The following is a 24,832-nucleotide window of genomic DNA, read 5'->3' on the forward strand; positions in this document are numbered from 1 at the left end:
ATCTATAGTCCCTCGTTGCTTCTGTAACTATAATAAGAGTAAGAGATACATATAAGGAGGAACGTTATGCTTAATGAACGAACAAAAGCAAAGCTCATTGAAGTTGTAGGATCAGCCAATTTTCAAGATAGCAGTGAAGCAAGACTCGTGTATTCCTATGACGCAACACCTAACTTTCAGTCGCTTCCTGATGCGGTTATTATGCCTGAAAACAAAGATCAAGTGAAAAGAATTTTAACGATATGCAACGAAGATCACGTGCCCATTGTTCCAAGAGGTTCAGGTACAAATTTAAGCGCAGGAACGTGTCCCACGCAAGGCGGAATTGTTCTTACCTTTAACCGAATGAATAAAATTTTAGAAGTTGATGAAGAAAATTTAACGGTTACCGTTCAGCCGGGTGTTATTACGTTAGATTTAATTAACGCTGTAGAGGCAAAAGGTTTATTTTATCCTCCTGATCCAAGCTCTATGAAAATATCAACCATCGGAGGAAACATCAATGAATGCTCAGGAGGATTACGAGGCTTAAAATATGGCGTGACAAAAGATTACGTTCTTGGTCTTGAAGTAGTTCTTGCAAACGGCGACTGCATTAAGACGGGAGGCAAGTTAGCTAAAGATGTAGCTGGATACGATTTAACGAACTTGTTTGTCGGTTCTGAAGGAACGCTTGGCGTCGTGACAGAAGCGATTTTAAAGCTCATTCCAATACCAGAAACAAAACAAACCTTGCTCGCACTGTTTGAAGACATGGATGCAGCTGCTAAGACCGTTTCAGCTATTATTGCACATAAAATTATTCCAGCTACGCTTGAATTTTTAGATCAGCCGACGTGTGAAGTAGTAGAAGATTTTGCACAAGTTGGCCTTCCAACAGATGTAAACGCTGTCTTGTTGATTGAACAAGATGGTCCGCCAGAAGTAGTGAAGCGCGATATTGAAATGATTTCACGCATCTGCACCGAAGGAAACGCTGTATCGGTAAAAGTAGCCGCTTCGCAAGCAGAAGCAGAAGCGTTAAGTACAGCAAGAAGATCAGCCCTTTCTGCTTTAGCACGGATGAAGCCAACGACGATTTTAGAAGACGCAACCGTCCCACGGTCTAAAATTAGTGAAATGGTCAAAGCGATTAATGAAATTGCTGTAACATATAACGTTAAGATCTGTACGTTTGGTCATGCGGGAGACGGAAATCTGCATCCGACTTGTTTAACAGATGCGCGTGACAAAGAAGAGCTTCACCGCGTCGAACAAGCTTTTGAAGCAATTTTTCATAAAGCCATTGAGCTTGGAGGAACGATTACAGGTGAACACGGAGTGGGAGAAATGAAAGCACCGTATTTGGCATTGAAGATGGGCGGAGAAGGAGTAGCTGCGATGAAAGCAATTAAGTATGCTTTGGACCCGCAAGGAATTATGAATCCAGGGAAAATTTTTGCTAAAGACACGAGAAAAAGAGTGGTGGTTCGTTCATGACGGCAACAAAAGACATTCAGCAAGCATTCAAAGAACGGTTAGATTATGACGAGTTAATGAATTGTATGAGATGCGGTTTTTGTTTGCCAAGCTGTCCGACGTATGGCCAAACGAATCAATATGAAGCAGCGTCACCGCGCGGGAGAATTGCTTTGATGAAAGGAGTGGTAGATGGGCTCATTGAACCTGATGAATCCGTTGAAAAGCAATTGAACCTTTGCCTTGGCTGCCGAGCGTGTGAGCCTGTTTGTCCTTCGGGTGTAAAGTACGGGCATTTACTAGAAGAAGCGCGTGATATTATTCAGCAGAAGAAACGACATAAATGGCCGGTAAAAGCGCTCAGGCATATGGTGTTTGAACAGCTTTTTCCGCATAAAGAACGATTAAAAAATGTACATTCTCTGCTTGCTTTCTATCAAAGAAGCGGCTTGCAAAAAGCTGTTCAAAAAACAAACATACTAAACGCCCTTCCTGGTAATCTAGCGCAAATGGAAAAAACGCTTCCGCCTGTGCCAACAAAAAAAGAAATGAAGAAACGGCCTTTTTTATTTGAAGCAGAAGGAACAAGAGAGCGTACGGTTGCTTTTTTTACAGGGTGTTTAATGGATACGATGTTTATGGAAACAAACAACGCCACGATTGTACTTTTACAAAAAGCGGGGTGTAAGGTCGTCATACCAGAGGTGCAGACATGCTGCGGCGCGCTGCATGCGCACGGAGGAGAAAAAGATCAGGCAAAGAAGTTAGCGAAGCAAAATATTATGGCGTTTGAATCCATTCAAGCGGATGATATTGTTCTTAATGCAGGAGGCTGCGGTGCGCTGTTGGTAGAATACGATCATTTATTAAAAGAGGAACCGGAATGGAAAGAAAGAGCAGCGGCTTTTTCTGCCAAAGTTAAAGATTTTTCAGAGATTTTATTGCAGCAGCAGTTTGTGGAAAAACAAAAGTTATCGCTGCCAAGTCAAATTATTACGTATCAAGACTCGTGTCATTTAAGAAACGTGATGAAAACGTCCAGTGCACCGAGAAAACTGATCCAAGCGATTAACGGAACGGTGTTTAATGAAATGGAAAATGCGGATCATTGCTGCGGCTCAGCCGGTATTTATAACTTAACGGAACAAGAGATGTCTATGCAAATTTTAGATTACAAAATGGAAAAAGTGAAAGAAACGCATGCACATACGATTGTAACAGCGAACCCGGGCTGTCTCATTCAAATGAAGCTAGGGGTAGTCAGAGAAGGAGTAGAAGAAAGTGTAAGGGCCGTTCATCTTGCAGATTTACTTCTTGAAGCAGTAGAAAGCAAATAAAAAGGCCGGACACGTCCGGCCTTTTTATTATTTGAACAGCTGAGAAACAATTTCGTACGAACGAAGGCGAGCTTTGTGATCGTAAATTTGAGCGTTAATCATCAGTTCATCTGCTTCTGTTTCTTCAATAAACTGTTCAAGCTTGACTTTAATCGTCTCAGGGCTTCCGACAATAGAAGAGCCCAGCTGCTGTTGAAGAGAAGCTTTTTCAAAGTCAGTCCATAGTTCATCCATATTATCCACAGGAGCTTTTAGTTTACCCGGTGTGTTTCGAATTAAACTTAGAAACTGCTGCTGCATAGAAGTAGCCAAACGTTCAGCTTCTCTATCTGTATCAGCAGCGATTACGTTTACACCTAACATTGCATATGGTTTCTCTAAAACGTCGGACGGCTTAAAATAACGGCGATACATGTTAAGAGCTGTCATTGTATTATTAGGTGAGAAGTGACTTGCAAATGAAAATGGCAAGCCTAGCTGTGCAGAAAGCTGTGCGCTAAAACCGCTTGAGCCAAGCAGCCAAATCGGAATATTTAAACCTTGACCCGGAACAGCTTTGACGCGCATCTGACTTTCTGAAGCAGGTTTAAAGTACTCTTGCAGTTCAGCTAGCTGTTCTGGGAAGTCACTGCCGTCGCTTCTGCGGTCGCGTCGAAGTGCTTGTGCTGTCAGCTGATCTGTCCCTGGCGCTCTTCCTAAGCCTAAATCAATACGTCCTGGAAATAGTGATTCAAGCGTGCCAAAATGCTCAGCAATAACAAGCGGAGAATGGTTAGGAAGCATAATACCTCCAGAGCCTACGCGAATATGTGACGTGCCTGCAGCTACATGACCAATCACAACAGATGTAGCGGAACTTGCGATACCTGTCATATTATGATGCTCAGCTAGCCAATAGCGGTTATACCCCCATTTTTCAGCGTGCTGAGCTAAATCTAATGTATTTCTAAGTGAGTCAGATACAGTTCCTCCTTCAACTACAGGAGAAAGATCTAATACGGAAATCGGAATATCTTTTAATGCTTTACTCATCAATTTCATCTTCTTTCTTTAAAGACTTCATAGGCCTTGTTATTTCAATGGAATACAAGTATTTTAACAATAATCTTTCGAGTTCCAAAATATTTTGCTTCGGTTATTTTTCTTTAAGTTATTGTTCTTTATTTACACAAGTTTTTAAGAAGCAAAAAGCCTGTACGGCATAAGGCAGAAGCCGCCTCTTTCTATAAAAAGCTGTCATATTTTATAGTAGAAGGGAGGATGAACATGGTTACTTTAAATGAACTAAAAAGCAAGCAGTACGATATGATATACAGTTTAGGCTATAACTGTTTTCCAGGGATATACATGAAAAAATATTTTTTGCGAAAACAAGCGGGCGTGATTGATTGGTGTATTAGCATTTCTCTTTCTCATGTCAATCAGCTGTTGAAAAATCGTTGTAAAGACTTATTTGTATATGAACACTTAACCTATATTAGTTCTTTCGGAGATGGTTCCACGCTTAGACTGCGTGATAAGGTGTATCAAATTGATTCTGCTCATGATTTTCCGTCGTCTATTAATACAGAGAATAACTGGCTTTCATATAATGAAGTCAAAGAAAAATATGAACGGAGAACGGAGCGATTTTTAACGTCGATGGAGACCAGTTCTTGTATATTGTTTATTCGTATGGGTGGAACGTATGAAGAAGCGAAAGAATTAGAGCATATTTTAAAGGGAATGGTCAAGAACGATTTCTATATACTGCTGCTGACAAACAGTGAAAAAGAACTTTTATCCGCAGCTAACTGGGACTTGCCTTATACATGTGTCTTACATGCACCTATTTTTTCAATGGATGTGCTGCGCGATGATAAAGTATGGGAAGAGCTCTTAAGCGGGCTTGTTATAAAATAAAAGGAACTCTTTTTGTTTAATACGGGAATGAAAAAGCTCGTTTTTTTCATAGACTTTGTTATATCTGTGTATCAAAGGAGATGAAAAGATGGAGTCCAATGTACGGAAGGCGATAAAAGAAATTGTATGGCTGCTGCTAGAACAAGACCAGCGCTGGAATGAGTATCTAGTACAGCTGGAGGATTTGAAAATACAAGTGGATTTGAATAGTTCCGCATATGAAGTTCTGAGAAAGATGACGGGTAATTACGAAGTGCTGCTTGAACATATGGATCTCATTCAGCAGTTTGAAAATCATTCTAAAAGTGAAACAGCGCTGAATGACTTAGTTACCATCGTTATGAAGCAGTACTCATTAAAAAGTTCATAAGCCTGCTTTGTGCAGGTTTATGGAGTTTAAGCTCTCAATGGAATTCGGTAGAGATAATCGTTTATAATAAGTACATATGGTGATGAAAGGGTGATCGATATGGAAGAGAAACAAGAAATTGTACCCGTTCGTACAGAGGAAACAGCCAAATATTACTCGGAAGAAAAATTTTGGGACAAGCTTAAAAAGTTTGGTAAAAAAGCGGGAGCAAACGTTGTTTATGCCGTATTGCTTTTATACTACACGCTGCAAAAGCCTGATATTCCGCCAAAAGCAAAAGCAGTTATTATAGGAGCATTAGGTTACTTTATTCTTCCTCTAGATTTAATTCCAGACTTCGCAGCAGGAGTTGGATTTACAGATGATTTAGGAGCTCTAGGGCTTGCATTGATTCAAGTTGCCATGTACATTGATGAAGGTGTTAAACTGAAAGCAAAAGAAAAAATTAAAACGTGGTTTTCAGAAGACCACAACTTTTCCATTATTGATGCTAAAATAAAGTAACGTTATGATCGAAATGTAATTATTAAATAAAGTGAGCAAAAGAAGGTGATAGATGAATCATCTTCTTTTTAACCGTTAATATATAGGTCTTTGTGACTATTTTAATCCGTTTTATGTAAAAAAACAGGATTAAAATATTTTTTTCATTAAAATTTTAATCAATGTAATTGAATAATTGCCCTACAAATGTTAAGTTAAAACATGTTCATAAATTCGTCACAGAAAGCAATATACAAATAAGTAAGATGGTTTGTAAAAACTTTGTGAAATTATGGAACTTTTTAACTGAGAGTTTCAAACTCTTAGAGATTCTTCCTCATCAATCAGAAGTAGCTTTCTTTCGTCACAAGATTAAGCATCTTTCATTTGAAGGTGTTTTTTTTCAGCCTAAGTAAGCTAACAACATGATTGTATGACAAGTTTTTACTAAGGTTGTATAGTTACTGTATTGTATGACAAGTTTTGTGTGATTTGATGTTAAATAAATGAACAGCTTCGAAGTAAATAAATGATTGCAGAAAAACAAAGTCCATGCGTTTTCATGAACCATTATACGTTACTTCATATTTGTAGAGATGTTTAGCAAAAGGGGAGATGAATGGCCTGACGTAAACAATATCCATAGACAAGCCTTAGAAGATAATTATCTTTCTAAGAAAGCAAATTTATATGATTGATTCTAATCTAAACAATGGAGTGTTCAAAAATGGAAATTAGTCAAATCTTTATTATTTTAACCCCAATCTTTTTTGTTATTTTGCTAGGTTATTTAGCAGGGTATTTTAAAAAGTTTGATGCAACAACATCTAAAGGGTTAAATACGCTTGTAACAAAATTTGCGTTACCTGCACATCTATTCGTTGGTATTACTACAACATCAAAACAAACGCTTATTGAAAAATGGCCGTTTTTACTAGCATTAGTTCTTGGTATTATTGGATTTTATGTTCTTTTCTTACTTGTTGCAAAATATGTATTTAAATACTCTTTAACAGGCGCGTCTATGTTTTCTTTAAACTCTACGCAGCCAACGTTTGCGTTTATGGGTATTCCAGTATTAGGTAGCTTGTTTGGCGCGGATGTAGTAGCAATTCCAATCGCAATTACTGGTATCGTAGTAAATGCGATGCTTGATCCTTTAGCAACTATTATTGGTACGGTTGGACAGCGTGAAAGAAGTGAAGGCGATTCAGAAGAAAGCTTATTTAAAGTAACGATTAAATCAATCTTACACGGTCTCTCTGAGCCGTTAGCCTGTGTTCCGTTAATCGCAGTAATATTAGTATTATGCGGCTTCCAAGCTCCAGATTTACTATCAAGCAGCTTAGATCAAATCGGTTCAATTACATCTGGTGCGGCTCTATTCGCAGTTGGGGTAACAATTGGTATCCGTAAAATTCAATTTAGCCCAGCGGCATTTGGTATTGCGATTTTAAAAGTGGCTATTCAGCCGCTTGTAATGTTAGGAATTGCAACAGCAATGGGTCTATCATCAGCTGACATCGTAAAATTAGTATTATTAGTAGCGTTCCCAGGTTCAGCTGTAGCAGCGATGATTTCAGTTCGCTTTGACAGCCTAGCTGGTGAAACAGCTTCAGCATTCGTACTTAGTGCCATTATGTCACTTGTTACATTACCGCTGTTAATTTCTTGGTTAATGTAGTCACATATATCAATATAAAATAAAAAAAGGCTTTGCTATTTTAGCAAAGTCTTTTTTTGTGCATTTATATTTAAAAAAGCTTTAAAAATTCTTGGGCGATTTTGGGAAGATAACTGTCGGTACGCCACGTAACTAAAGGCTCAATTACAAATGGATTATCTTCTATGTTTAAAATTTTAATATGTTCTAGTGAAAAAGAAGATAGCATCGAATAAGGAACAATGGCAGCACCAAGGCCACGACATACTAAATTAAGAAGCATCGCTGAATCATGGCATTCGCATAAAATGTTAGGTGTTATACCCATCTTTTCAAATTCCTTCACAATGCGATTATATATGCTTATTTCCCGGTTTGAGCGAAGAAGAATAAGAGGGAGAGAAGCAATTTCAGCGACTGAAATCTTTTCTTTTGCATAACCACTTTCTTTGGGAACGGCTACAACAAAAACATCTGGTGCAAGTGTTTTTGTTTTGACATGTTTATAAGGTAAGTCAGTAGTAGTGACTGCTACATCAATTTTTCCTTCCGTTAATAATTCGTTTAAGTGAGCTGGCTCGTTTTCATAGATATTAAATGTGCTGTTTGGATACTGTTTTTGAATAAGAGTTAGCTTATCGAGAACCGTTGATGCACAATAGATTGTACATCCGATTTCAAGTTTTTCATTTGTTACGTTTTTGCATTCCTGTACTTCCAATACTGATTTTTCGACCCTTTGCACAATTTCTTTCGCTCGTTTTAAAAAAAGCGCTCCTTCTACCGTTAACAATAAGCGCTTGTTATTATTTCGTTCAAAAAGCAAAAGGCCCAGCTCATTTTCGAGCTGTTTTAGCTGCCTGCTTAAAGGAGGCTGAGCCATATGCAGGCGCTTTGCTGCTTTGGTCACATTTAATTCTTCAGCTATGACAATAAAATAATGCAGCTGTCTTAATTCCACTGTATTCAACTCCATACTTTAAAGGTATTATTATATATTTTATCAATATTTTAATTGTATGGAAAATGAGTGTAAAGTTAAATGTGTAACCAAAGCAGAGAGGAGGAAGAGAAATGAAAATAGCTGTAGGAATCACAGGAGCTACGGGAGCTATTTTAGGTATTCGAATTTTAGAGCTTTTGAAGAAGGCTTCTGTTGAAACGCATTTAGTCATGTCACCTTGGGCTCATGCCACAATTAAGCTGGAAACACCCTATAGCGTTCAGCAAGTAGAAGCGCTAGCAGATTATTGTTATTCATATCAAGACCAAGCAGCAAAAATTTCGAGCGGTTCTTTTCGCATAGATGGAATGATTGTTAGTCCTTGCAGCATGAAAACATTAGCATCTATTCGAATGGGACTAGCAGATAACTTAATAGCGAGAACAGCAGATGTGATGCTAAAAGAAAGAAAGCCACTGGTGCTACTTCCTCGAGAAACGCCTTTGAATACGATTCATTTAGAAAACATGCTGGATCTTTCAAAAATGGGAGCTATCCTCGTGCCTCCTATGCCGGCATTTTATAACAAGCCTGAGACGATTGAGGATATTGTCACCCATATTGCTGTTCGAACTTTAGATCAATTAGGAATTGAGCTTCCTGAGGCAAAAAGATGGAATGGAATTAAACATTTATCACAAGGAGGAAAATAAACATGGCTTATAAAGACTTTAGAGATTTCCTTAATACGCTACATAAAGAAGGGCAGCTACTGACGGTTACAGATGAAGTGCAGCCTGATCCAGATTTAGGTTCAGCAGGTCAAGCCATCAGTAATTTAGGAGACCAAACGCCGGGATTATTATTTACCAATATTTATGGGTACAACAATGCAAAGGTAGCTCTAAACGTAATGGGTTCCTGGTCAAATCACGCGTTAATGATGGGACTGCCTAAATCAACTCCTGTAAAAGAACAGTTCTTTGAGTTTGCTCGGAGATATGAAAAATTTCCTGTCAAAGTGAAAAGGGAAGAAACAGCGCCATTTCATGAGTGTGAAATTAAAGATGATATCAACTTATTCGACCTTTTGCCATTGTTTCGCTTAAATCAAGGAGACGGCGGCTATTATCTAGATAAAGCGTGCGTCATTTCTCGTGATCAGCATGATAAGGAGAATTTCGGCAAACAAAACGTGGGCATATATCGTATGCAGGTCAAAGGGAAAGACCGTCTAGGCATTCAGCCCGTGCCACAGCATGATATTGCCATTCACTTGAAACAAGCCGAAGAAAAAGGTGAAAACCTCCCTGTATCAATTGCTTTAGGATGTGAACCTGCGATTGTCACAGCAGCCGCTACGCCGCTTCATTACGATCAATCAGAATATGAAATGGCAGGAGCTATTCAAGGTGAGCCTTACAGAATTGTGAAGTCTCAGCTTTCTGATTTAGATGTACCGTGGGGAGCAGAAGTGATTTTAGAGGGAGAGATCTTAGCTGGTGAACGCGAGTATGAAGGTCCTTTTGGTGAATTTACAGGTCATTACTCCGGTGGCAGAAGCATGCCTGTTATCAAAATCAATCGCGTATACCATCGTAAAGATCCTATTTTTGAAAGTTTATATATCGGTATGCCTTGGACAGAAACAGATTATTTAATTGGAATCAATACAAGCGTTCCTTTATATCAGCAGCTAAAAGAAGCATATCCTGAAGAGATTGAAGCTGTGAACGCGATGTATACTCATGGTCTCGTTGCTATCGTTTCAACAAAAAGCCGATACGGAGGATTTGCTAAGGCTGTTGGTATGAGGGCATTGACTACGCCCCATGGATTAGGATATTGCAAGCTAGTTATTTTAGTAGATGAAGACGTGGATCCGTTTAATTTACCGCAAGTCATGTGGGCGCTATCAACAAAAATGCACCCAAAACATGATGTTATAACAGTGCCTAATCTTTCAGTTCTGCCACTTGATCCAGGATCTGAGCCGGCTGGTATTACAGATAAAATGATTTTGGATGCTACAACACCAGTTGCACCGGAAACAAGAGGCCACTATTCTCAGCCTTTAGATACACCACTTGAAACTGAAAAATGGGAAAAAATCTTAACGAATATGATGCAAAAATAAACAAGGAGGAATCGACATGCATACTTGTCCAAGATGTGAAACCAAACAAGCAAACGTAGTATCTAAATCACCAGTTGAAGGAGCCTGGGAAATTTATTTATGCGACGTGTGTTTGTTTACCTGGCGTTCTTCTGAACCTGAGACCATCACCAATCCTGAAAAATACCCTGGACCATTTAAAGTCAATCCAAAAGACGTACCGCTGGCAACGCACGTGCCTCCTGTGCCACCCCGATCTTAATAAGCAAAGGCGGTAAGTAAAATGAATAAAGCAGAGCTGCCAAAAGCCGTGCGCGTATTTTTAAATGGAAAAGACTTAGAAAGAAAACAGCGTGATGCGATGTTGCTATCTACAGTGACATCCGAGGGTTTTCCTCATGTAGCAATGATTAGCGCAGGAGAGCTGATAGCTATTAGCTCTTCACGCGTCAAGCTGTTAGTATGGAAAAATACAACATCTTCAAAAAACATGATACAGAATCATAAGGCAACCGTTACATTAGTTGTTGAAGGAAAAGCTTATTACATTAAATTTTTGCTAAAAAAAGAAGCTCCTGTGTTATCAGGCTATGAGTTATTTACGGGAGAAGTAGCCGCTGTTAAAGAAGATTACGCAAAATATGCAGTTTTAACATCAGGAATTCAATTTCAGCTTCATGATTCCAAAGAGGTACTGAGCCGCTGGAAGCAATCAATTGAGGCTGTTCTTTCTACTGAAAAAACCGATTCTTAAAAATAAGAATCGGTTTTTTAGCTGTAGTGAAATTTTTTCAAATAGCATGCTAACTGAACTTTTAATAGGTGTTCACTGTTTGTAAATGATATGTTCATTTTTTCTTCAATTTTTTTCAACCGCTGATAGAGTGTATTAACATGAATATGAAGCTGCTTAGCTGTAAGTGAAGCAGAGCGGTTATTATCGAAATACGCTTCTAGCGTTTGCTCTAAAGGTTCGTCGTTTAAATGATTGTTCTTAAGAGGGAGAAATACTTCATCAATAAAGGTTTTTACTTCTTCTTTTGATTGATTAATAAATAGCCGGTTAATTCCTATTTCCTCATACAATATGCATCCATCTTGCTGCTGAGACAGAAGGTAAGAGATAGCTTTTTCAGCTTCACTATAACTTTTTCCTATTTGAGTAAAATGAGAATACCGACTTCCAATACCTATTTTTATATGACATTCATTGTAGTAACGCCATTTTGAGAGTAAATCTTCTAATTGTTTGATAATAGCACGGTGTTCTTCATGAGGATCAAGCGTAAATACAATGGTTACTTTGGTGTCGAATCCGTATACGACCGGTGCTTTTGAGCTGAAAACCGATTTGATGTCAGATACAAGGCGATGAAGGTGTAAGTTTAAGAGCTGCAGGTCCGCTTGTGAACGAATGGTAATGAGAGCGACTAGAATATGCTTTTTTGTATCAATGTTTAGCTCAGCAGCTTTTTGATACAGCAAAGTGGTGTCATAACACGATAAGTATTCACTAAATAATTCATGTGTTCGCTTGTAAAATAAATCAACTAACGTTTGTTTTTTCAGCATTTCTAATGCAATAACAGAGCTGCTTTGTTCGAGTGCCACTTGATCTAGAGAGGAAAGATCTCCTTGATTTGCCTGCATAATAAGTAACCCTAAGAGCGTGTCAATGCCGTGTATGGGGTGAATATACACACTGTGTGCCTCATTGTTTGCCTCAATAGTATAAAAACAAGGCTTTGTATGTGAAAGAAAATGCGTGTGAAATTCAGCTGTTTTTGTGTCTATATCAAAGAATTTCAAGAAGCCATAGGTCTTATTATCAACAAAATCTACAATGGTGACAGGAGATGTAATCATTCGGCGCAATTCGGTAAGTATTGGTTCAATTCCTTTACTTTGAAGTGAAACATTCATGAAGGTGCGATGAATTTGATCGCGACGTATTAAAAGTTCATTTTGTTTTTTTACATCTTCAAAAAGCGCTGAGTTTAAGAGAGCAATCGATACTTGATCGGAAAAGCTTTCTAACAATTCTTTATCCTCTTCAGTTAAAAGAGGGGTTGTACCATTTTGATAAATAATGAGTACGCATACGGTCTGTTCTTCCATACAAATGGGGACAGAAATAATAGATTGAATGTTTGTAAACGTATAGGACTGATTAAGATAATGAATATTATCGTCAGTCATAGTAGAAGAATCGCGTAATATATCTTTTAAGTTCGTATACATATAGCTTTTATTATGCTGAAATGTCTTTCCGATAATTCCTTCGCCAACTTTCATTTTCATGTTTTGAATTTCATTGTTTGGCCCCCCGGACCAGGCGCGAGGCAAAAGAAATTGCGTGGAAGAATCAAACATCCACAGCACGCCCATATCCGCAACAGAAATAACTGAAAGAGCATTTTCAAGAATTCTTGTTAATAGATAATCTGAGTCTTGTAAAAGTGAGATTTCCTTAATGCTTTTCATAAGCACGTTTAAAATGTGCTCATGCCGCTCTAGCTTTTTTTGCAGCATATAAGGAGAAAAGGTAGCTGATAGCTGTTTTATTTGTGGGGGTGTCCAGTCATGCTTAGCAAATATGCGAACAACAAACGCATAGCGGTTTGGAAAGGATAAGTAAATTTCCTCGAACTCTTCATATGCCGTATGCTTTTGAAAGGAATCACTGCCGTTATGTAGGCTAGTGGGAGTAGTGTAAGTCAGGGATGAGCATGAAGAACTGGAAAAAATCACGTTGAAATTTGCAGAATCAATACTTGCCCAAATCTGATAAGAACTGTTTTTAATAATAGATGTAAGATAACCTTTCATATTAGCTAATAAATCACTCACGTCAACAACCCCTTATAGACTACTTAATGTAAAAAAATACATAGTTATAGTTCTTATTATATAGAAATACACATTGAAAAAATAGTCAGAATTTTTTAATATTTATATAACGAATTAATTTGTTACAAAACATTACATTAAATGGAATAAAAGGGGATGAGCGCATTTATGCTAGCAAGGTCAAACTGGAAATATGTCATTTTATTTTTATTATTTTTAGGCTGGTCGCTTGGAAACTTAGATCGTTTTATTATTAATTACGCTATTTTAGATATTTCAAAAGATTTACATCTTAATGCCTCTTCTACAGGCATCATTTTAAGCAGTTTCTTTGCAGGCTATGCACTGATGCAAATACCTGGGGGGTGGCTAGCAGACCGCTTTGGATTTAAAAAAGTCATTACAATTGCCGTGCTTTTATGGTCTTTGTTTACGGTTTTTACCGGAATGGCCTGGTCTTTTGCTTCTATTATTATCATTCGCTTTTTATTTGGTTTAGGGGAAGGAAGTTACTTTCCATCTGCATCAAAAGGAATCGCAGGGTGGTTTCCTCAGCAAGAACGCAGTAGAGCCATGTCCTTTTTGTTATCGTCAGGTACGATTATGGGCGTGGTTACACCAATTCTAGCGACGCAGCTGATGCAAACGATAAGCTGGAGAAGTATCTTTTATATCATAGGAGCCATCGGACTCGTTATTACAGTTCTGTTTGTATTTTTATTAAAAGAAAAGCAACAGGGAGAAAAAACAGAGACTTCTGCTATTCCTGCTAAGCAGATGACATTAAAAGAAATTATCAAAACTCCGATGATTTGGAATTTATTTATTGCATACTTCAGTATCTACGCCATTAACTGGGGACTCATGTCGTGGATGCCTACATATCTAGCTGAAGTAAGACATCTGAATTTAACGGACATCGGTTTTCTTTCCGCTATCCCTGCATTTGTAGGCATTATAGGAATGTTTGTTAGCGGCTTTGTTTTAGACAAGCTTCCAGATGGAAAAGACAAGACGATAGCGGCGGTGTTTGGTTTACTGATGGGTATTTTTCTTTGCTTCATGGCCATTTCACCTAGCGTAGGCATGTTTATCGTTTTTCAAAGCGCAGTCACCTTGCTGTTTTCGTTTAATGTGATTTTAATCGCTTCAGCTCCTTTAAAAATGTTGCCTGAATCAGTGGTCGGTTCAGCAAATGGTTTTATTAATACAGGGGCTCAAGCAGCCGGCGTATTAACACCGATGCTTATTGGTTTTTTGGTACAGTCGTTTGGCGGGTCGTATAATGCAGCGTTTGCTTTATTAATTATCTGCGCTCTTGTCTGTGCTATTTCGTTATTTTCGATTCGACCTGCAAAAGTGGTAGTGGACGCACAAAATGCTGTTAAATAATGAAGAAAAAGGAGAGTGTCTCATGGATATTATTAAAGAAGTCGAACAACTTATTGAAAAAAAGCGAAACGAGCTAACTCAAATCAGTGATCAAATATGGGAATATGCAGAAACGAGGTTTGAAGAGTATAAGTCGGCACAGCTGATTTGCGACATGTTAGAAAAAGAAGAGTTTACGCTTCGTACACATATCGCTAACCTTGAAACAGGTTTTATTGGAAGCTATGGGCACGGTTATCCGATCATCGCTATTCTCGGTGAGTACGATGCGCTTACCGGGCTGAGTCAAAAAGATAAGTGCGCAGTAGCAGATCCACTCAAAAAAAACGGAAATGGCCATGGGTGTGGACATAACCTACTTGGTGTAGGCTCACTAGCAGCTGCACTTGCTGTCAAAGAATATTTAAAAGAAAAAAATGTTCCGGGGACCGTTCGATACTATGGATGTCCAGCCGAAGAAAGTGGTTACGGAAAGACGTATATGGTACGAGAAGGATTTTTTCAAGATGTAGACGTCGCGTTTTCATGGCATCCGGCTACCGTTAATGGTGTTATGCACACGTCATCGAATGCGGTTATGCAAGCAACTTTTAAATTTAAAGGAAGAAGCAGTCATGCAGCTGCTAGTCCTCATCTTGGCAGAAGCGCTTTAGACGCTGTAGAGTTGATGAATATTGGTGTAAATTATATGCGTGAACATATGATAGATGAAGCGCGCGTACACTATGCCATTACAAATAGCGGAGGCATCTCTCCTAATGTTGTTCAAGCAGAAGCGGAAGTGATGTACTTAATTCGTGCTCCGAAGCCATCTCAAGTAAAAGAACTTTATGAACGGGTTGTGAAAATTGCAAAGGGAGCGGCTTTAATGACTGAAACACAAATGGAACAGCAAATTCAAGGAGCCTGCGCTAACCTAATTCCAAATCAAACAATGGAGCAGCTGATGCATAAGCAAATGATGCAGATAAATTTGGCTGAAGTGAAACAAGAAGAAATAGCTTTTGCCAAAGCTATTTACGAGTCTACATCCGCTGAAGATAAAGAAGCAGCAAAAAAACAAGTGGGTTCACTGCTAGACAGAGCTTTAGCGGATCATCCAGTCTTTAACCAAATTGCTCCTATGTCTAAAAATGTTTCCTTCATGACAGGATCAACTGATGTCGCAGACGTTAGCTGGAATGTTCCAACTGCACAGTGCGTGACCGCAACGTGGGCTTATGCTACCCCGTTTCATACATGGCAAGCTGTTGCTCAAGGGAAAACGGAGTATGCCCATGATGCAATGTTATTGGCTGGAAAAGCCATCGCGGCTACGGCAATTGAAATGATAGAAAATCAAGAGCTGATTAGTCAAGCGAAACAAGAGCTGGAGGATAGGCTAGAAGGGGAAAGCTATGAATGTCTTGTGCCTTCGCATATACAGCCACCTAATTACTCAGAAAGTGAGGAGGAAGACTACAGCGTGGTATAAAAAACGAGGCGGGGAAAAACGTATTTTCGTGTAAGGAAGATCCGAACGATGAATCGTTCGGATTTTTTTATTGTTAGGTTGAACGCAGGTTTCATTTATCCCGTTTGTTCGTCTTTAGATTGGATCGATGTAGTTATGGCTCAATCTCTTTTTTTGTTTTCATTAAAAATAAATGGTTAAAAATATATCTCTTTGCTGAACCTAACCCTATCTAATTGTTTAGGAAAAGAGGTAAAAAAACATGAGAGCATATAAAGTAGAAAAAGATGGGTCAATTTCAACTTCACTAAAAGGAAAATCAGTTTTATCCACTTCTTATTTAAATAAAGGTTCTGCTTTTACTGAAGAAGAAAGAGAAAACCTTCATCTGCAGGGACTTCTTCCTCCAACGGTTTTAACGTTAGAAGAACAGGTGAAGAGAGCATATGAGCAGTTCAAGAAAGCACCGAATGATCTTCAAAAAAATAATTCGTTGAATGATCTACATAACCGAAACGTCGTCTTATTTTATCGTTTATTAACCGATCATTTAAGTGAAATGCTTCCTATTATTTACACGCCTACTGTAGGTCAATCCATTCAAGAATACAGCCATGAATACCACCGTCCTGACGGACTATATTTATCTGTAAATGAAGCGGATCGATTAAGTGATGCGATTGAAAACTTAGGACTCGACAGCGAAGATATTGATTTGCTTGTTGTAACGGATTCAGAAAGTATTCTCGGCATCGGGGATTGGGGTGTAGGAGGGATAAATATTGCAGTTGGAAAGTTAGCAGTCTACACAGCTGCAGCAGGAATTGACCCAAGCCGCGTACTGCCTGTTGTTCTCGACATGGGGACCAATAACAAAAAGCTTCTTGAAGATCCTTTGTATTTAGGAAATCGTCATGAACGAGTAAAAGGAGAAGACTATAATCGTTTTATTGCTCAATTTGTAAAAGAAATAACGACCAAGTTTCCTAAAGCGCTTCTTCATTGGGAGGATCTTGGGAATATTAACGCGCGTCACATTATGAAAGAATACGGCGATAAAATTTTAACATTTAATGATGATATTCAAGGAACGGGAGTAATTACTCTTGCAGCCGTTTTAACAGCGGTGCGTATTACAGGAACGCCTTTAAAAGATCAGAGGGTTGTTGTATTTGGACCGGGATCTGCTGGGATTGGGAATGCTGATCGTATTCATAGTGCGATGATGCTTGAAGGGCTGTCTGAAGAAGAAGCATATGATCGTTTTTGGGCATATGATTATAGAGGTCTGTTAACCGAAGATATGGAAGATTTAGCTCCTTTTCAACAGCCGTATGTTCGCCAAAATGAAGAGATTAAAGAATGGGAAAAAGACGATGAAAATAAAATTTCACTGTTGGAGCTTGTCAAGCAAGTGAAGCCAACGATTTTAATTGGAACGTCAGGCGTCACGGATGCTTTTACCGAAGAAGTTATTAAAGAAATGGCAAAGCATGTAGAGCGCCCGGTGATTATGCCGCTTTCAAACCCAACTAAACTTGCTGAAGCTGTTCCGGAAAATATTATAAAATGGACGGAAGGAAAAGCCCTTATTGCAACGGGAAGTCCATTTGAACCCGTTGAATATAACGGGCACACTTATGAAATCGGACAGGCTAATAATGCATTTGTGTTTCCGGGTCTTGGTTTAGGTGCAATTGTGGTTCGCGCTCAAAAGTTTACTGAATCTATGTTTGCAGAAGCAGCCAATGCAGTAGCGCGTATAGCAGAAACAGACACAAAAGGAGATACGCTTCTTCCCAACATTAAAGATCTTCAAAAAGTATCAAAGGCGGTTGCTGTAGCAGTTGCCGATGCTGCTGTAAAAGATAACGTAGCAACTGTTGCCGAGCAAAATGTAAATGAACTTGTAGAAGCAGCGGTATGGCAGCCTGTTTATAAACCGGTTAAGGCAAAAAATGAATGAGGTGAATGATAAATGAGCATAGGTCAAATTTTTCTCATTCTCGCGCCTATCTTTTTTGTCATTTTGCTTGGTTATTTAGCAGGGCACTTTAAAAAATTTGATAAGCAAACGTCTAAGGGGCTCAACACATTAGTAACGAAGTTTGCGCTTCCTGCACACCTATTTGTAGGTGTAACGACAACGCCAAGAAAAACACTCATAGACGAATGGCCGTTTTTAGTAGCGCTGATTTTAGGAATCGTCGGGTTTTATCTCATTATATTGCTCGTCGTGAAGTATGCAGGGAAGCATACGTTAACTGCCTCTTCTATGTTTGCCCTAAACTCAGCTCAGCCAACGTTTGCTTTTATGGGCATCCCAGTACTCGGAGGATTGTTCGGTGCAGGCGCAGTAGCGATTCCAATTGCCATAACAGGAATCGTGGTGAATGCGATTTTAGATCCGCTGGCAACGATTTTAGGAACCGTTGGACAACGGGGGCGAAAAGAAGGGGAAGAGAAAACAAGTTTATTTAAAGTAACGGTTCATTCCATTTTGCATGGTTTATCTGAGCCTTTGGCATGTGTACCGTTAATTGGGGTGATTTTAACGCTTTGCGGCTTTCAGTCACCTAAACTTTTACAGGATATGCTTGATCAAATCGGAAGTATCACATCGGGAGCGGCTTTGTTTGCGGTAGGAGTAACGATTGGAATTGGAAAAATTAACTTCAGTAAAGGCGCGCTTGGGATCGCTGTCTTAAAAGTGGCGGTTCAACCCATCGTTATGCTCGGAATTGCAGTATGGATAGGGCTGTCTTCAGATGAAGTGACAAAAGCTATTTTACTGGTAGCTTTTCCTGGGTCTGCTGTAGCTGCGATGATTGCTTTGCGGTTTGAAAGTTTGGAAAACGAAACCGCATCTGCTTTTGTCATTAGTGCTATTTTATCGTTGATTACGCTGCCGCTTCTTATTTCTTGGCTTATGTAAATAAAAAAACGAAAGAGGAGAATTCCTCTTTCGTTTTAAGACGGATTAATAAGCTAATGCAAATAATCCTTTGATATGAGATAAGTAACGAACGTTACTTGCTTCTTTCATAAGTGATGCTGGTAAACCTTTTAATTGCGTTTTGTTTCCGCCGATTGTACCAATTGCATCTTTGCGTCCAAGACTTCCTAGTGTACCAGAGAAGACAGGAACGAATGATTCCATTGCTCCGCCGCGAATAGCTACTGCTAAGTTCACGCCTACAACTTCACCCATTTGCCAAGCTAATTGAGCAGTAGGTGGGTAAGGGCGACCTTCTGGACCCATTACAACCGCTGAGTCACCAGCAAGGAATACATCTTTATGAGATGTAGATTGTAAGAATTCATTTACAAGTGCACGACCGCGGTTTACTTCGATACCTGAGTTAGCAACTACAGAGTTACCTTGAACTCCGCCAGTCCATACCATTGTTTTTGTTTCAATTTTGCTGCCGTCTTTAAGTTCAACAGTTGTAGCATCCATTTTTGTTACAGGTGTACCAGTAACAAATGTAACGCCACGTTTTGTTAAGCTTGATTGAGCGCGCTCTACTAATTCAGCAGGGAAGCCTGGAAGAACTGTAGGAGCTGCTTCTACACAGTATAGAGAAATTTCTTTTGGATCAACACCGTGTTTTAGACATAGGCTTGGCATTAAGTCAGCGTATTCACCAACAAGTTCGATACCTGTTAATCCGCCACCGCCAACTACGATTGTACCGTCAGCTTTATTTTTTGTTTTGCTGTATTCAGCGATACAAGCTTCTACGTGTGCACGTAAACGGTTTGCATCATTTACTGATTTAAGAACGAAGCTGTGCTCTTCTAAACCAGGGATACCGAAGTAAGCAGTTTCACTACCTAACGCTGTAACAAGGTAGTCGTAGCTTAATTTTGTACCATCTTCAAGAGATACTTCACGTTGATCTGGTGAGATTTCTTTTACCGTTGCAATTTTTAAATCAACGTTGTAGTTTTTAAGTAATTTATCAAGTGGTAAAGCTACCGCTTGTTCAGAAACGCCGCCTACAGCTAGACGGTGTAATTCTGTAATGATTTGGTGAGTAGCAAAACGGTTCACTACTGTAATTTTTGCTTCATCCGCACTTAGGTGTTGGCGAGCTGTCATTGCAGTTAATAAACCACCGTAACCGCCGCCTAAAATTAAAATATGTTTTGACATAGTCGATCCTCCGTCCACACTTTTTAATGAAAATTATTTTTGTTTTTCGTTTGTAATGTCTAAATACGCTTGTGCAAAGCGGAATAGTTTTTGAGCTTGTGGATCTTTAAGCATGCGTAATAAACCGAATAAACCGATTGAATTAGAAGCATTTGCTTCTGCACGATCGTTTGCTTCGATTGCAGTAGCTGCAAGACCTTTTACTGTTCCTTCTACTGGCTCGATAAATTCTTTTACTCCACCAAGTAGATCTTCTTTTAATACGTCGTCAGTTAATAATGATTGCGCAACGTCGTAAGTTTTTGTAAGCACCGTTACCATTTCAGATAATTTTGGTAAATTATCTACAAGAACAGTAAGAGCTTCTTGTACTTCAGGCTTTAACAATTGATCTAACACATCCGCTTGACCTTTGTTAACTGCCGCTTCTGTTTGTACAGCAGCATTTTCCTCTGCAGCTGATTTTTGAATAGTTGATTGAGACATGAAAAGTCCTCCTTTGCTGGATACTGTTGCATATGTAGTTCCTAGTTATCTGCTAGACTTTCAAACTACATTGTGAAGTTGTGAAATCTTGCACATAATTCTATTTTAATTTTAATACGAGATAAAATCAACTCATTTTGTTGAAAAAATAAGTGAAGAACCTCGTAACCCTTTGTTTAATAAAAGTTTATAAAAAATAAAGCGAATAATTGCCTAGGTAAATAAAATTAAAATAGGGAACTAACATGATTCCTCTTCCTACGATAAAACAAATAACGTCATATTTCAACACATAGGAACTTAATATTCTATAAGTATTAAAAAGATAGGGCGCATTTACTATTTAAAGAGTTTTCAAAAAATTACATTGACTTACTATAGTGTTCTACATATAATCATAATATAACATCTTATGTAAGGAGATATAACATGGTTATAGTGGATGAACTTTATCATAATGTGGTCATTACATTGCCTCAATTAAAATTAATTGAATTTATAATGAAGTTAAAAGAAGCTAAAGCACAAGAAATAGAAGATATAAAAACGAAAATTAGTAAATACGAAGAGAAGAAACGTGCTGAAGAAGCTTGGTATCAATCACTATCACCGTTTCGTAAATTTTTTACCGGGCGTCCTTTAAGTCAGCATCAAGCGGTCGAGTATATGGTATACGTAAAGGAACGCTTTAAAAAAATTGATCACCTTAAAGCACAAATGCGAGAACTTCATGAAGTTCTTGAATTAATAAAAGCGGAAAATGAAGAAACAAGTGAAATTACGCTTTCGCCTGCTATTGTACAAGAAATAAAACGATTAAAAAGCAGTGGAGGCGTTGGGATATGAGTGTTAATGAACTAAGTTTAGGGATAAATACAACGTGGGTCGTGTTAACAGCGGCGATGATTTTGTTAATGGAAGGCGGCTTTGCCTTGCTAGAGGCAGGTTTTGTCCGCTATAAAAATAGCGTGAATATTATTATGAAAGTATTCGCTGATATTACAATAGGAACGCTTTGTTTCTATTTAATTGGTTTTGGATTAATGTACGGTGATGATTTAGGTGGAGTTGTCGGTAAAAGCGGTTTTGCGCTCTCAGGTAATTTATCGCACCTTGACATTCCAATTGGGCTTGAAACGTTTTGGCTGTTTCAATGTGCGTTTGTTATTGCGGTCATTTCTATCGTTTCTGGAGCGGTGGCAGAACGAATTAATTTCCGCGCATATCTTTTATATGCGATTTTGATGACTACATTTATTTATCCTATAGCTGGCCACTGGATTTGGGGAGGCGGATGGATTAGTAAGTTAGGGATGCTTGATTTTGCCGGTTCGGCAGTTATCCATGCTCTTGGCGGTTTTTCAGCTTTAGCAGCTGCAATAATGATTGGTCCGAGAAAAGGGAAGTTCACGAAAAATGGAATTAGTTCTGTTTCTCTTCCAAGCAATTTGCCGCTTGCATCAGTGGGTGCTTTTTTATTATGGTTTGGATGGTTCGGGTTTAATGCAGGAAGTACGCTAAGTGCCACTGACGTTAGAATTGGTCACATTGCTATTGTCACAATGTTATCAGCAGCAGCAGGCGGAGCAGCTACTTTATTTTATACTTTATTTCGCTACAACCGCTCAGATGCACCTTCTGTAATAAATGGATCGCTTGCTGGACTGGTTGGCATTACGGCCGGGTGCGCTTTTGTTAACACACCATCTGCTATTTTTATTGGAGCTGTATCTGGCTTATTAATGATGGCAGCTACAAACTGGCTCGAAGCACGTCAAATCGACGATCCTGTAGGAGCTTTTCCTGTACACGCTGCTTCGGGAATATGGGGCACGTTGGCTGTGGGCTTGTTTTCTACAGACGGCGGTGTGTTTACAGGAGGAGGCTGGACGTTACTTGGCGTTCAACTTCTTGGGTTAATCGCTCTATGCGCTTGGGGATTTGTTACGACGTGGATAGGGTTAAAGGTTATTTCCTTGGTGGTTCCGCTTCGATCTACGGAAGAAGAAGAAGAAGTGGGCTTAGATATCAGCTACCACGGTATCATGGCAGCTCATCAAGCTCCTGAATTTATTGAATATGAAAACTACTATGCGGAAGTAAAAGAAAAAGCCGCAGATTCGTAATAAAAGGCCGCGCTTTATAACAAAAGGGCGGCCTTTTTATGTGGAAAAAAATAGATGTAAAATACTTGGTTTAAATGATTGAAAAGTCAGAATATTTGTGTTATATTATAAAAAAGCCAAGGAGTTGATTTCTTATGAAAAAGAATTTACTTAATTCACCGCAAAAATCCAACGGAAAGGTGCTTGATGCATTATTCGCTGAGATGATTTTAGACAAGGCGATTGCAGAATTTCGTAAAGCACAGCTAAAAGAAGAAATCGACCGCACGCTATTGATGAAAAATAAAGAAGAGTTTTTAAAACTCTCATCAGAACTTAAACAAATTTCTTAATTACTTACTATACTTCACACACCATCTATTTTTAGGTGGTGTGTTTTATTTTTGAGATCTACTAAAAGGGATTAATTAGTAATAATTATGAATATATTCCTATTTAAAACTTTATTTACATTAATTGTATTGACTTCTTTTATGGATTTTTTTAACATAAACAAGAATTAAAGAGGAGGGATTTGATTGGGACATCTATTATTAGTAGATAGCTTGATTGCAGGTATTGTTTGCATTGTGTTAGGAATTTTATTTAGAGCTCATAAAACAAGCAAATTTTTGTATGGCATAGGGATTATGTTTGGTCTTATTTTTGTCATCGGGACGGTCACTCATTCTCCATCTAATACAGAAACTTCATCAGTTACAGCTGAGAAAGTAGAAGCAAATCAAAAAGACAGTAAAGACACGTCAGAACTTAAAGCTCTCGTTACTAACGGAATGACAGATAAGGAATTTCAAAAAGAAAAAGAGAAAGCCGCTTTTCAACAGTCAGACTTAATTGCGTTAGGTAACGGAGAAGTCGGATATGTAATCAAAGCTGAAGACGGTTACGTTGTAGCTGATACGAATGGCGAAACCATTTCAAGCGTTGAAACGTTTAAAACGGCTGATGAAGTAGAACAGTATGAATTAAATGAAGTTAAAAAAGTACATAAAGATGTAAGAGCAGTTGATGCTCATTATACGGCTTCAGATTTAGAAAGCTTAGAAGATTTTGATCAAAAAATTAATGAAGTGCTGAAGCGCGTTAATCTTACAAAAAAGGAGTTTAATGAACTAAAATTAAAGGATGTTAAAACATTAACTTCTCATGAAATAGAAGTAATGAAGGCTATACGTGACTCTGTTTCTCCCCTTACAAAAGATACGCTGCTGCAAAAAACGATCCCTGCTAAAGATATTGAAAAGTATGTAGATGGATCTTATACAGCAGTGGGAGGATATGTAGCTAAAGCTGAAGATGTTCATGATATTACTTCGTACAAAGATTTTGTTGAAAGCTTACGTTTAGATTACACCGATGGTTCAGGCAAAAGGCTGTTTCCTGAAGAAGGATCGACGTACGGTGTAATCAAATTTAAATCGCAAGCGATAAGCCACGTTGATATTCCCTACGGAACTGTGTTCGGAGGAAAAACAACAGACGGACCTCCATGTACGCTTAATGGGTTTACAGGATCTCGAAACGGGGAAACCGTTCCAGAGTTCAAATTTGATAACTATTATCCACCAGCAAACGGAGCGGAACTATACCAAGTGGTAAATGGGGAAGAAGTACTTTTAGCTACCTATGTGGCAGAAGAGAAACGATTTGTACCAGCGGTTGCTAACCCAATGTAAAGGACTGGTTTTTTGTGATTCGAAAAGGTTTGTATGCAGCATATAATGAACGAGATTATGAATGTTATGAAACGGAAAACGGGTGTGTAAAGCTAATTAGCTATGATGAAGGCGATGTAGCAAATGGATTCATTCCATACAATGACACGACTTTTACAAAAGAAGTTCCTCGTGATGCTGTTGAAGAAGTGTTTTTTGTAGCTCCGTATGCTACTTATCAAAATGAAACGTTTGGTGTGTCAGATGCTTCTAATCATCGAGTGCTTTTGACCACATCTGAAAAAGAAAAAGCTGATAAATATCATTTTCAACGTACGGATAAATATCTATACGAAAAACATGTGTTAAGAGAAGAAGTGAAGTTAATGGAGAAAAAAACTCCTTATTCATAAGACGCCATAATAAAAAGAGGATGCAC

Annotated in this window: 24 protein-coding genes; 19 read left to right on the forward strand and 5 right to left on the reverse strand. The window is 38.6% G+C overall.

All coding sequences use genetic code 11. From position 1 onward, the window contains the following. Positions 1–66: 66 nt before the first annotated feature. Together glcD and LAV82_RS16730 are read left to right on the forward strand one after the other, a co-directional pair. Entirely contained in the window at positions 67–1,479 is a 1,413-nt protein-coding gene (gene glcD / locus LAV82_RS16725; protein WP_029322166.1) for a glycolate oxidase subunit GlcD, read from the forward strand. Continuing rightward, positions 1,476–2,795: a (Fe-S)-binding protein gene (locus tag LAV82_RS16730; RefSeq protein WP_029322164.1), complete on the forward strand. Its 1,320-nt coding sequence runs from the start codon at positions 1,476–1,478 to the stop codon at positions 2,793–2,795. Before glcD ends, LAV82_RS16730 begins: the two co-directional genes overlap by 4 nt. A gap of 27 nt (positions 2,796–2,822) precedes the next feature. On the opposite strand, the gene LAV82_RS16735 is transcribed toward LAV82_RS16730, so the two are convergent. Next, positions 2,823–3,827 carry an LLM class flavin-dependent oxidoreductase gene (locus tag LAV82_RS16735; protein WP_499716518.1) on the reverse strand — a complete coding sequence of 335 codons (1,005 nt, stop codon included), beginning with the start codon at positions 3,825–3,827 and terminating at the stop codon, positions 2,823–2,825. Positions 3,828–4,061: 234 nt separating this feature from the next. On the opposite strand from LAV82_RS16735, the gene LAV82_RS16740 reads away from it, so the two are divergent. The 4 genes from LAV82_RS16740 to LAV82_RS16755 all read left to right on the forward strand — a co-directional run bounded on the left by LAV82_RS16740 (position 4,062) and on the right by LAV82_RS16755 (position 7,234). Continuing rightward, positions 4,062–4,697 carry a DUF1796 family putative cysteine peptidase gene (locus tag LAV82_RS16740; protein ID WP_013057342.1) on the forward strand — a complete coding sequence of 212 codons (636 nt, stop codon included), beginning with the start codon at positions 4,062–4,064 and terminating at the stop codon, positions 4,695–4,697. 88 nt (positions 4,698–4,785) lie between these two features. Beyond that, positions 4,786–5,067 carry a hypothetical protein gene (locus LAV82_RS16745; protein WP_211079117.1) on the forward strand — a complete coding sequence of 94 codons (282 nt, stop codon included), beginning with the start codon at positions 4,786–4,788 and terminating at the stop codon, positions 5,065–5,067. A 99-nt stretch (positions 5,068–5,166) separates the two neighbouring features. After that, on the forward strand, positions 5,167–5,571 hold the full coding sequence (locus LAV82_RS16750; protein ID WP_057236131.1) for a YkvA family protein: 405 nt from the start codon (positions 5,167–5,169) through the stop codon (positions 5,569–5,571). Positions 5,572–6,277: 706 nt separating this feature from the next. Continuing rightward, the gene (locus LAV82_RS16755) at positions 6,278–7,234 is read left to right on the forward strand and encodes an AEC family transporter (RefSeq protein WP_029322155.1); all 957 of its coding nucleotides are present in this window, start codon (positions 6,278–6,280) and stop codon (positions 7,232–7,234) included. Between the two features lie 70 nt (positions 7,235–7,304). Here LAV82_RS16755 and LAV82_RS16760 read toward each other — a convergent pair whose 3' ends face one another. Beyond that, the gene (locus tag LAV82_RS16760) at positions 7,305–8,174 is read right to left on the reverse strand and encodes a LysR family transcriptional regulator (RefSeq protein WP_013057338.1); all 870 of its coding nucleotides are present in this window, start codon (positions 8,172–8,174) and stop codon (positions 7,305–7,307) included. A 113-nt stretch (positions 8,175–8,287) separates the two neighbouring features. Between LAV82_RS16760 and LAV82_RS16765 the strand changes: the two genes are divergently transcribed. The 4 genes from LAV82_RS16765 to LAV82_RS16780 are packed head-to-tail and all read left to right on the forward strand — an operon-like array spanning position 8,288 to position 11,026. Further along, positions 8,288–8,869, forward strand: coding sequence for a non-oxidative hydroxyarylic acid decarboxylases subunit B (locus LAV82_RS16765; RefSeq protein ID WP_013057337.1), 582 nt, complete (start codon positions 8,288–8,290; stop codon positions 8,867–8,869). Positions 8,870–8,871: 2 nt separating this feature from the next. Further along, positions 8,872–10,293, forward strand: a complete 1,422-nt coding sequence (locus LAV82_RS16770) for a non-oxidative hydroxyarylic acid decarboxylases subunit C (protein ID WP_013057336.1) — start codon at positions 8,872–8,874, stop codon at positions 10,291–10,293. Between the two features lie 16 nt (positions 10,294–10,309). Continuing rightward, positions 10,310–10,534 carry a non-oxidative hydroxyarylic acid decarboxylases subunit D gene (locus LAV82_RS16775; RefSeq protein WP_029322150.1) on the forward strand — a complete coding sequence of 75 codons (225 nt, stop codon included), beginning with the start codon at positions 10,310–10,312 and terminating at the stop codon, positions 10,532–10,534. A gap of 21 nt (positions 10,535–10,555) precedes the next feature. Further along, positions 10,556–11,026 carry a pyridoxamine 5'-phosphate oxidase family protein gene (locus LAV82_RS16780; RefSeq protein ID WP_013057334.1) on the forward strand — a complete coding sequence of 157 codons (471 nt, stop codon included), beginning with the start codon at positions 10,556–10,558 and terminating at the stop codon, positions 11,024–11,026. A 17-nt stretch (positions 11,027–11,043) separates the two neighbouring features. On the opposite strand, the gene LAV82_RS16785 is transcribed toward LAV82_RS16780, so the two are convergent. Beyond that, positions 11,044–13,122, reverse strand: coding sequence for a helix-turn-helix domain-containing protein (locus tag LAV82_RS16785; protein ID WP_499716519.1), 2,079 nt, complete (start codon positions 13,120–13,122; stop codon positions 11,044–11,046). A gap of 168 nt (positions 13,123–13,290) precedes the next feature. Between LAV82_RS16785 and LAV82_RS16790 the strand changes: the two genes are divergently transcribed. The 4 genes from LAV82_RS16790 (at position 13,291) to LAV82_RS16805 (ending at position 18,902) form a co-directional block, all read left to right on the forward strand. Continuing rightward, entirely contained in the window at positions 13,291–14,514 is a 1,224-nt protein-coding gene (locus LAV82_RS16790; protein ID WP_264388080.1) for an MFS transporter, read from the forward strand. Between the two features lie 22 nt (positions 14,515–14,536). Further along, positions 14,537–15,988 (forward strand): M20 family metallopeptidase, encoded by a 1,452-nt coding sequence (locus tag LAV82_RS16795; RefSeq protein WP_211079497.1) that lies wholly within the window; start codon positions 14,537–14,539, stop codon positions 15,986–15,988. 241 nt (positions 15,989–16,229) lie between these two features. Next, a complete protein-coding gene (locus tag LAV82_RS16800; RefSeq protein WP_097812512.1) occupies positions 16,230–17,933 on the forward strand; it encodes an NAD-dependent malic enzyme in 1,704 nt (567 codons plus the stop codon). A gap of 12 nt (positions 17,934–17,945) precedes the next feature. Then, positions 17,946–18,902 (forward strand): AEC family transporter, encoded by a 957-nt coding sequence (locus LAV82_RS16805; RefSeq protein WP_013057329.1) that lies wholly within the window; start codon positions 17,946–17,948, stop codon positions 18,900–18,902. Positions 18,903–18,947: 45 nt separating this feature from the next. Here the strand turns inward: LAV82_RS16805 and LAV82_RS16810 are convergent, their stop codons facing one another. After that, the gene (locus LAV82_RS16810) at positions 18,948–20,126 is read right to left on the reverse strand and encodes an NAD(P)/FAD-dependent oxidoreductase (protein WP_013057328.1); all 1,179 of its coding nucleotides are present in this window, start codon (positions 20,124–20,126) and stop codon (positions 18,948–18,950) included. Positions 20,127–20,159: 33 nt separating this feature from the next. After that, positions 20,160–20,612: a DUF1641 domain-containing protein gene (locus LAV82_RS16815; RefSeq protein ID WP_013057327.1), complete on the reverse strand. Its 453-nt coding sequence runs from the start codon at positions 20,610–20,612 to the stop codon at positions 20,160–20,162. 429 nt (positions 20,613–21,041) lie between these two features. Here LAV82_RS16815 and LAV82_RS16820 point away from each other — a divergent pair, with 429 nt between their 5' ends. The 5 genes from LAV82_RS16820 (at position 21,042) to LAV82_RS16840 (ending at position 24,806) form a co-directional block, all read left to right on the forward strand. After that, the gene (locus tag LAV82_RS16820; protein WP_013057326.1) at positions 21,042–21,458 is read left to right on the forward strand and encodes a hypothetical protein; all 417 of its coding nucleotides are present in this window, start codon (positions 21,042–21,044) and stop codon (positions 21,456–21,458) included. Further along, positions 21,455–22,738: an ammonium transporter gene (locus tag LAV82_RS16825; RefSeq protein WP_025751686.1), complete on the forward strand. Its 1,284-nt coding sequence runs from the start codon at positions 21,455–21,457 to the stop codon at positions 22,736–22,738. Before LAV82_RS16820 ends, LAV82_RS16825 begins: the two co-directional genes overlap by 4 nt. A 134-nt stretch (positions 22,739–22,872) precedes the next feature. Next, on the forward strand, positions 22,873–23,070 hold the full coding sequence (locus LAV82_RS16830) for an IDEAL domain-containing protein (protein ID WP_013057324.1): 198 nt from the start codon (positions 22,873–22,875) through the stop codon (positions 23,068–23,070). A gap of 186 nt (positions 23,071–23,256) precedes the next feature. After that, entirely contained in the window at positions 23,257–24,414 is a 1,158-nt protein-coding gene (locus LAV82_RS16835) for a hypothetical protein (RefSeq protein ID WP_499716520.1), read from the forward strand. 14 nt (positions 24,415–24,428) lie between these two features. Further along, a complete protein-coding gene (locus LAV82_RS16840; RefSeq protein ID WP_013057322.1) occupies positions 24,429–24,806 on the forward strand; it encodes a UCP033725 family protein in 378 nt (125 codons plus the stop codon). Positions 24,807–24,832 lie beyond the last annotated feature (26 nt).

It is taken from the genome of Bacillus sp. ILBB4 (genome assembly GCF_035064545.1).
Lineage (GTDB): Bacteria > Bacillota > Bacilli > Bacillales > Bacillaceae_H > Priestia.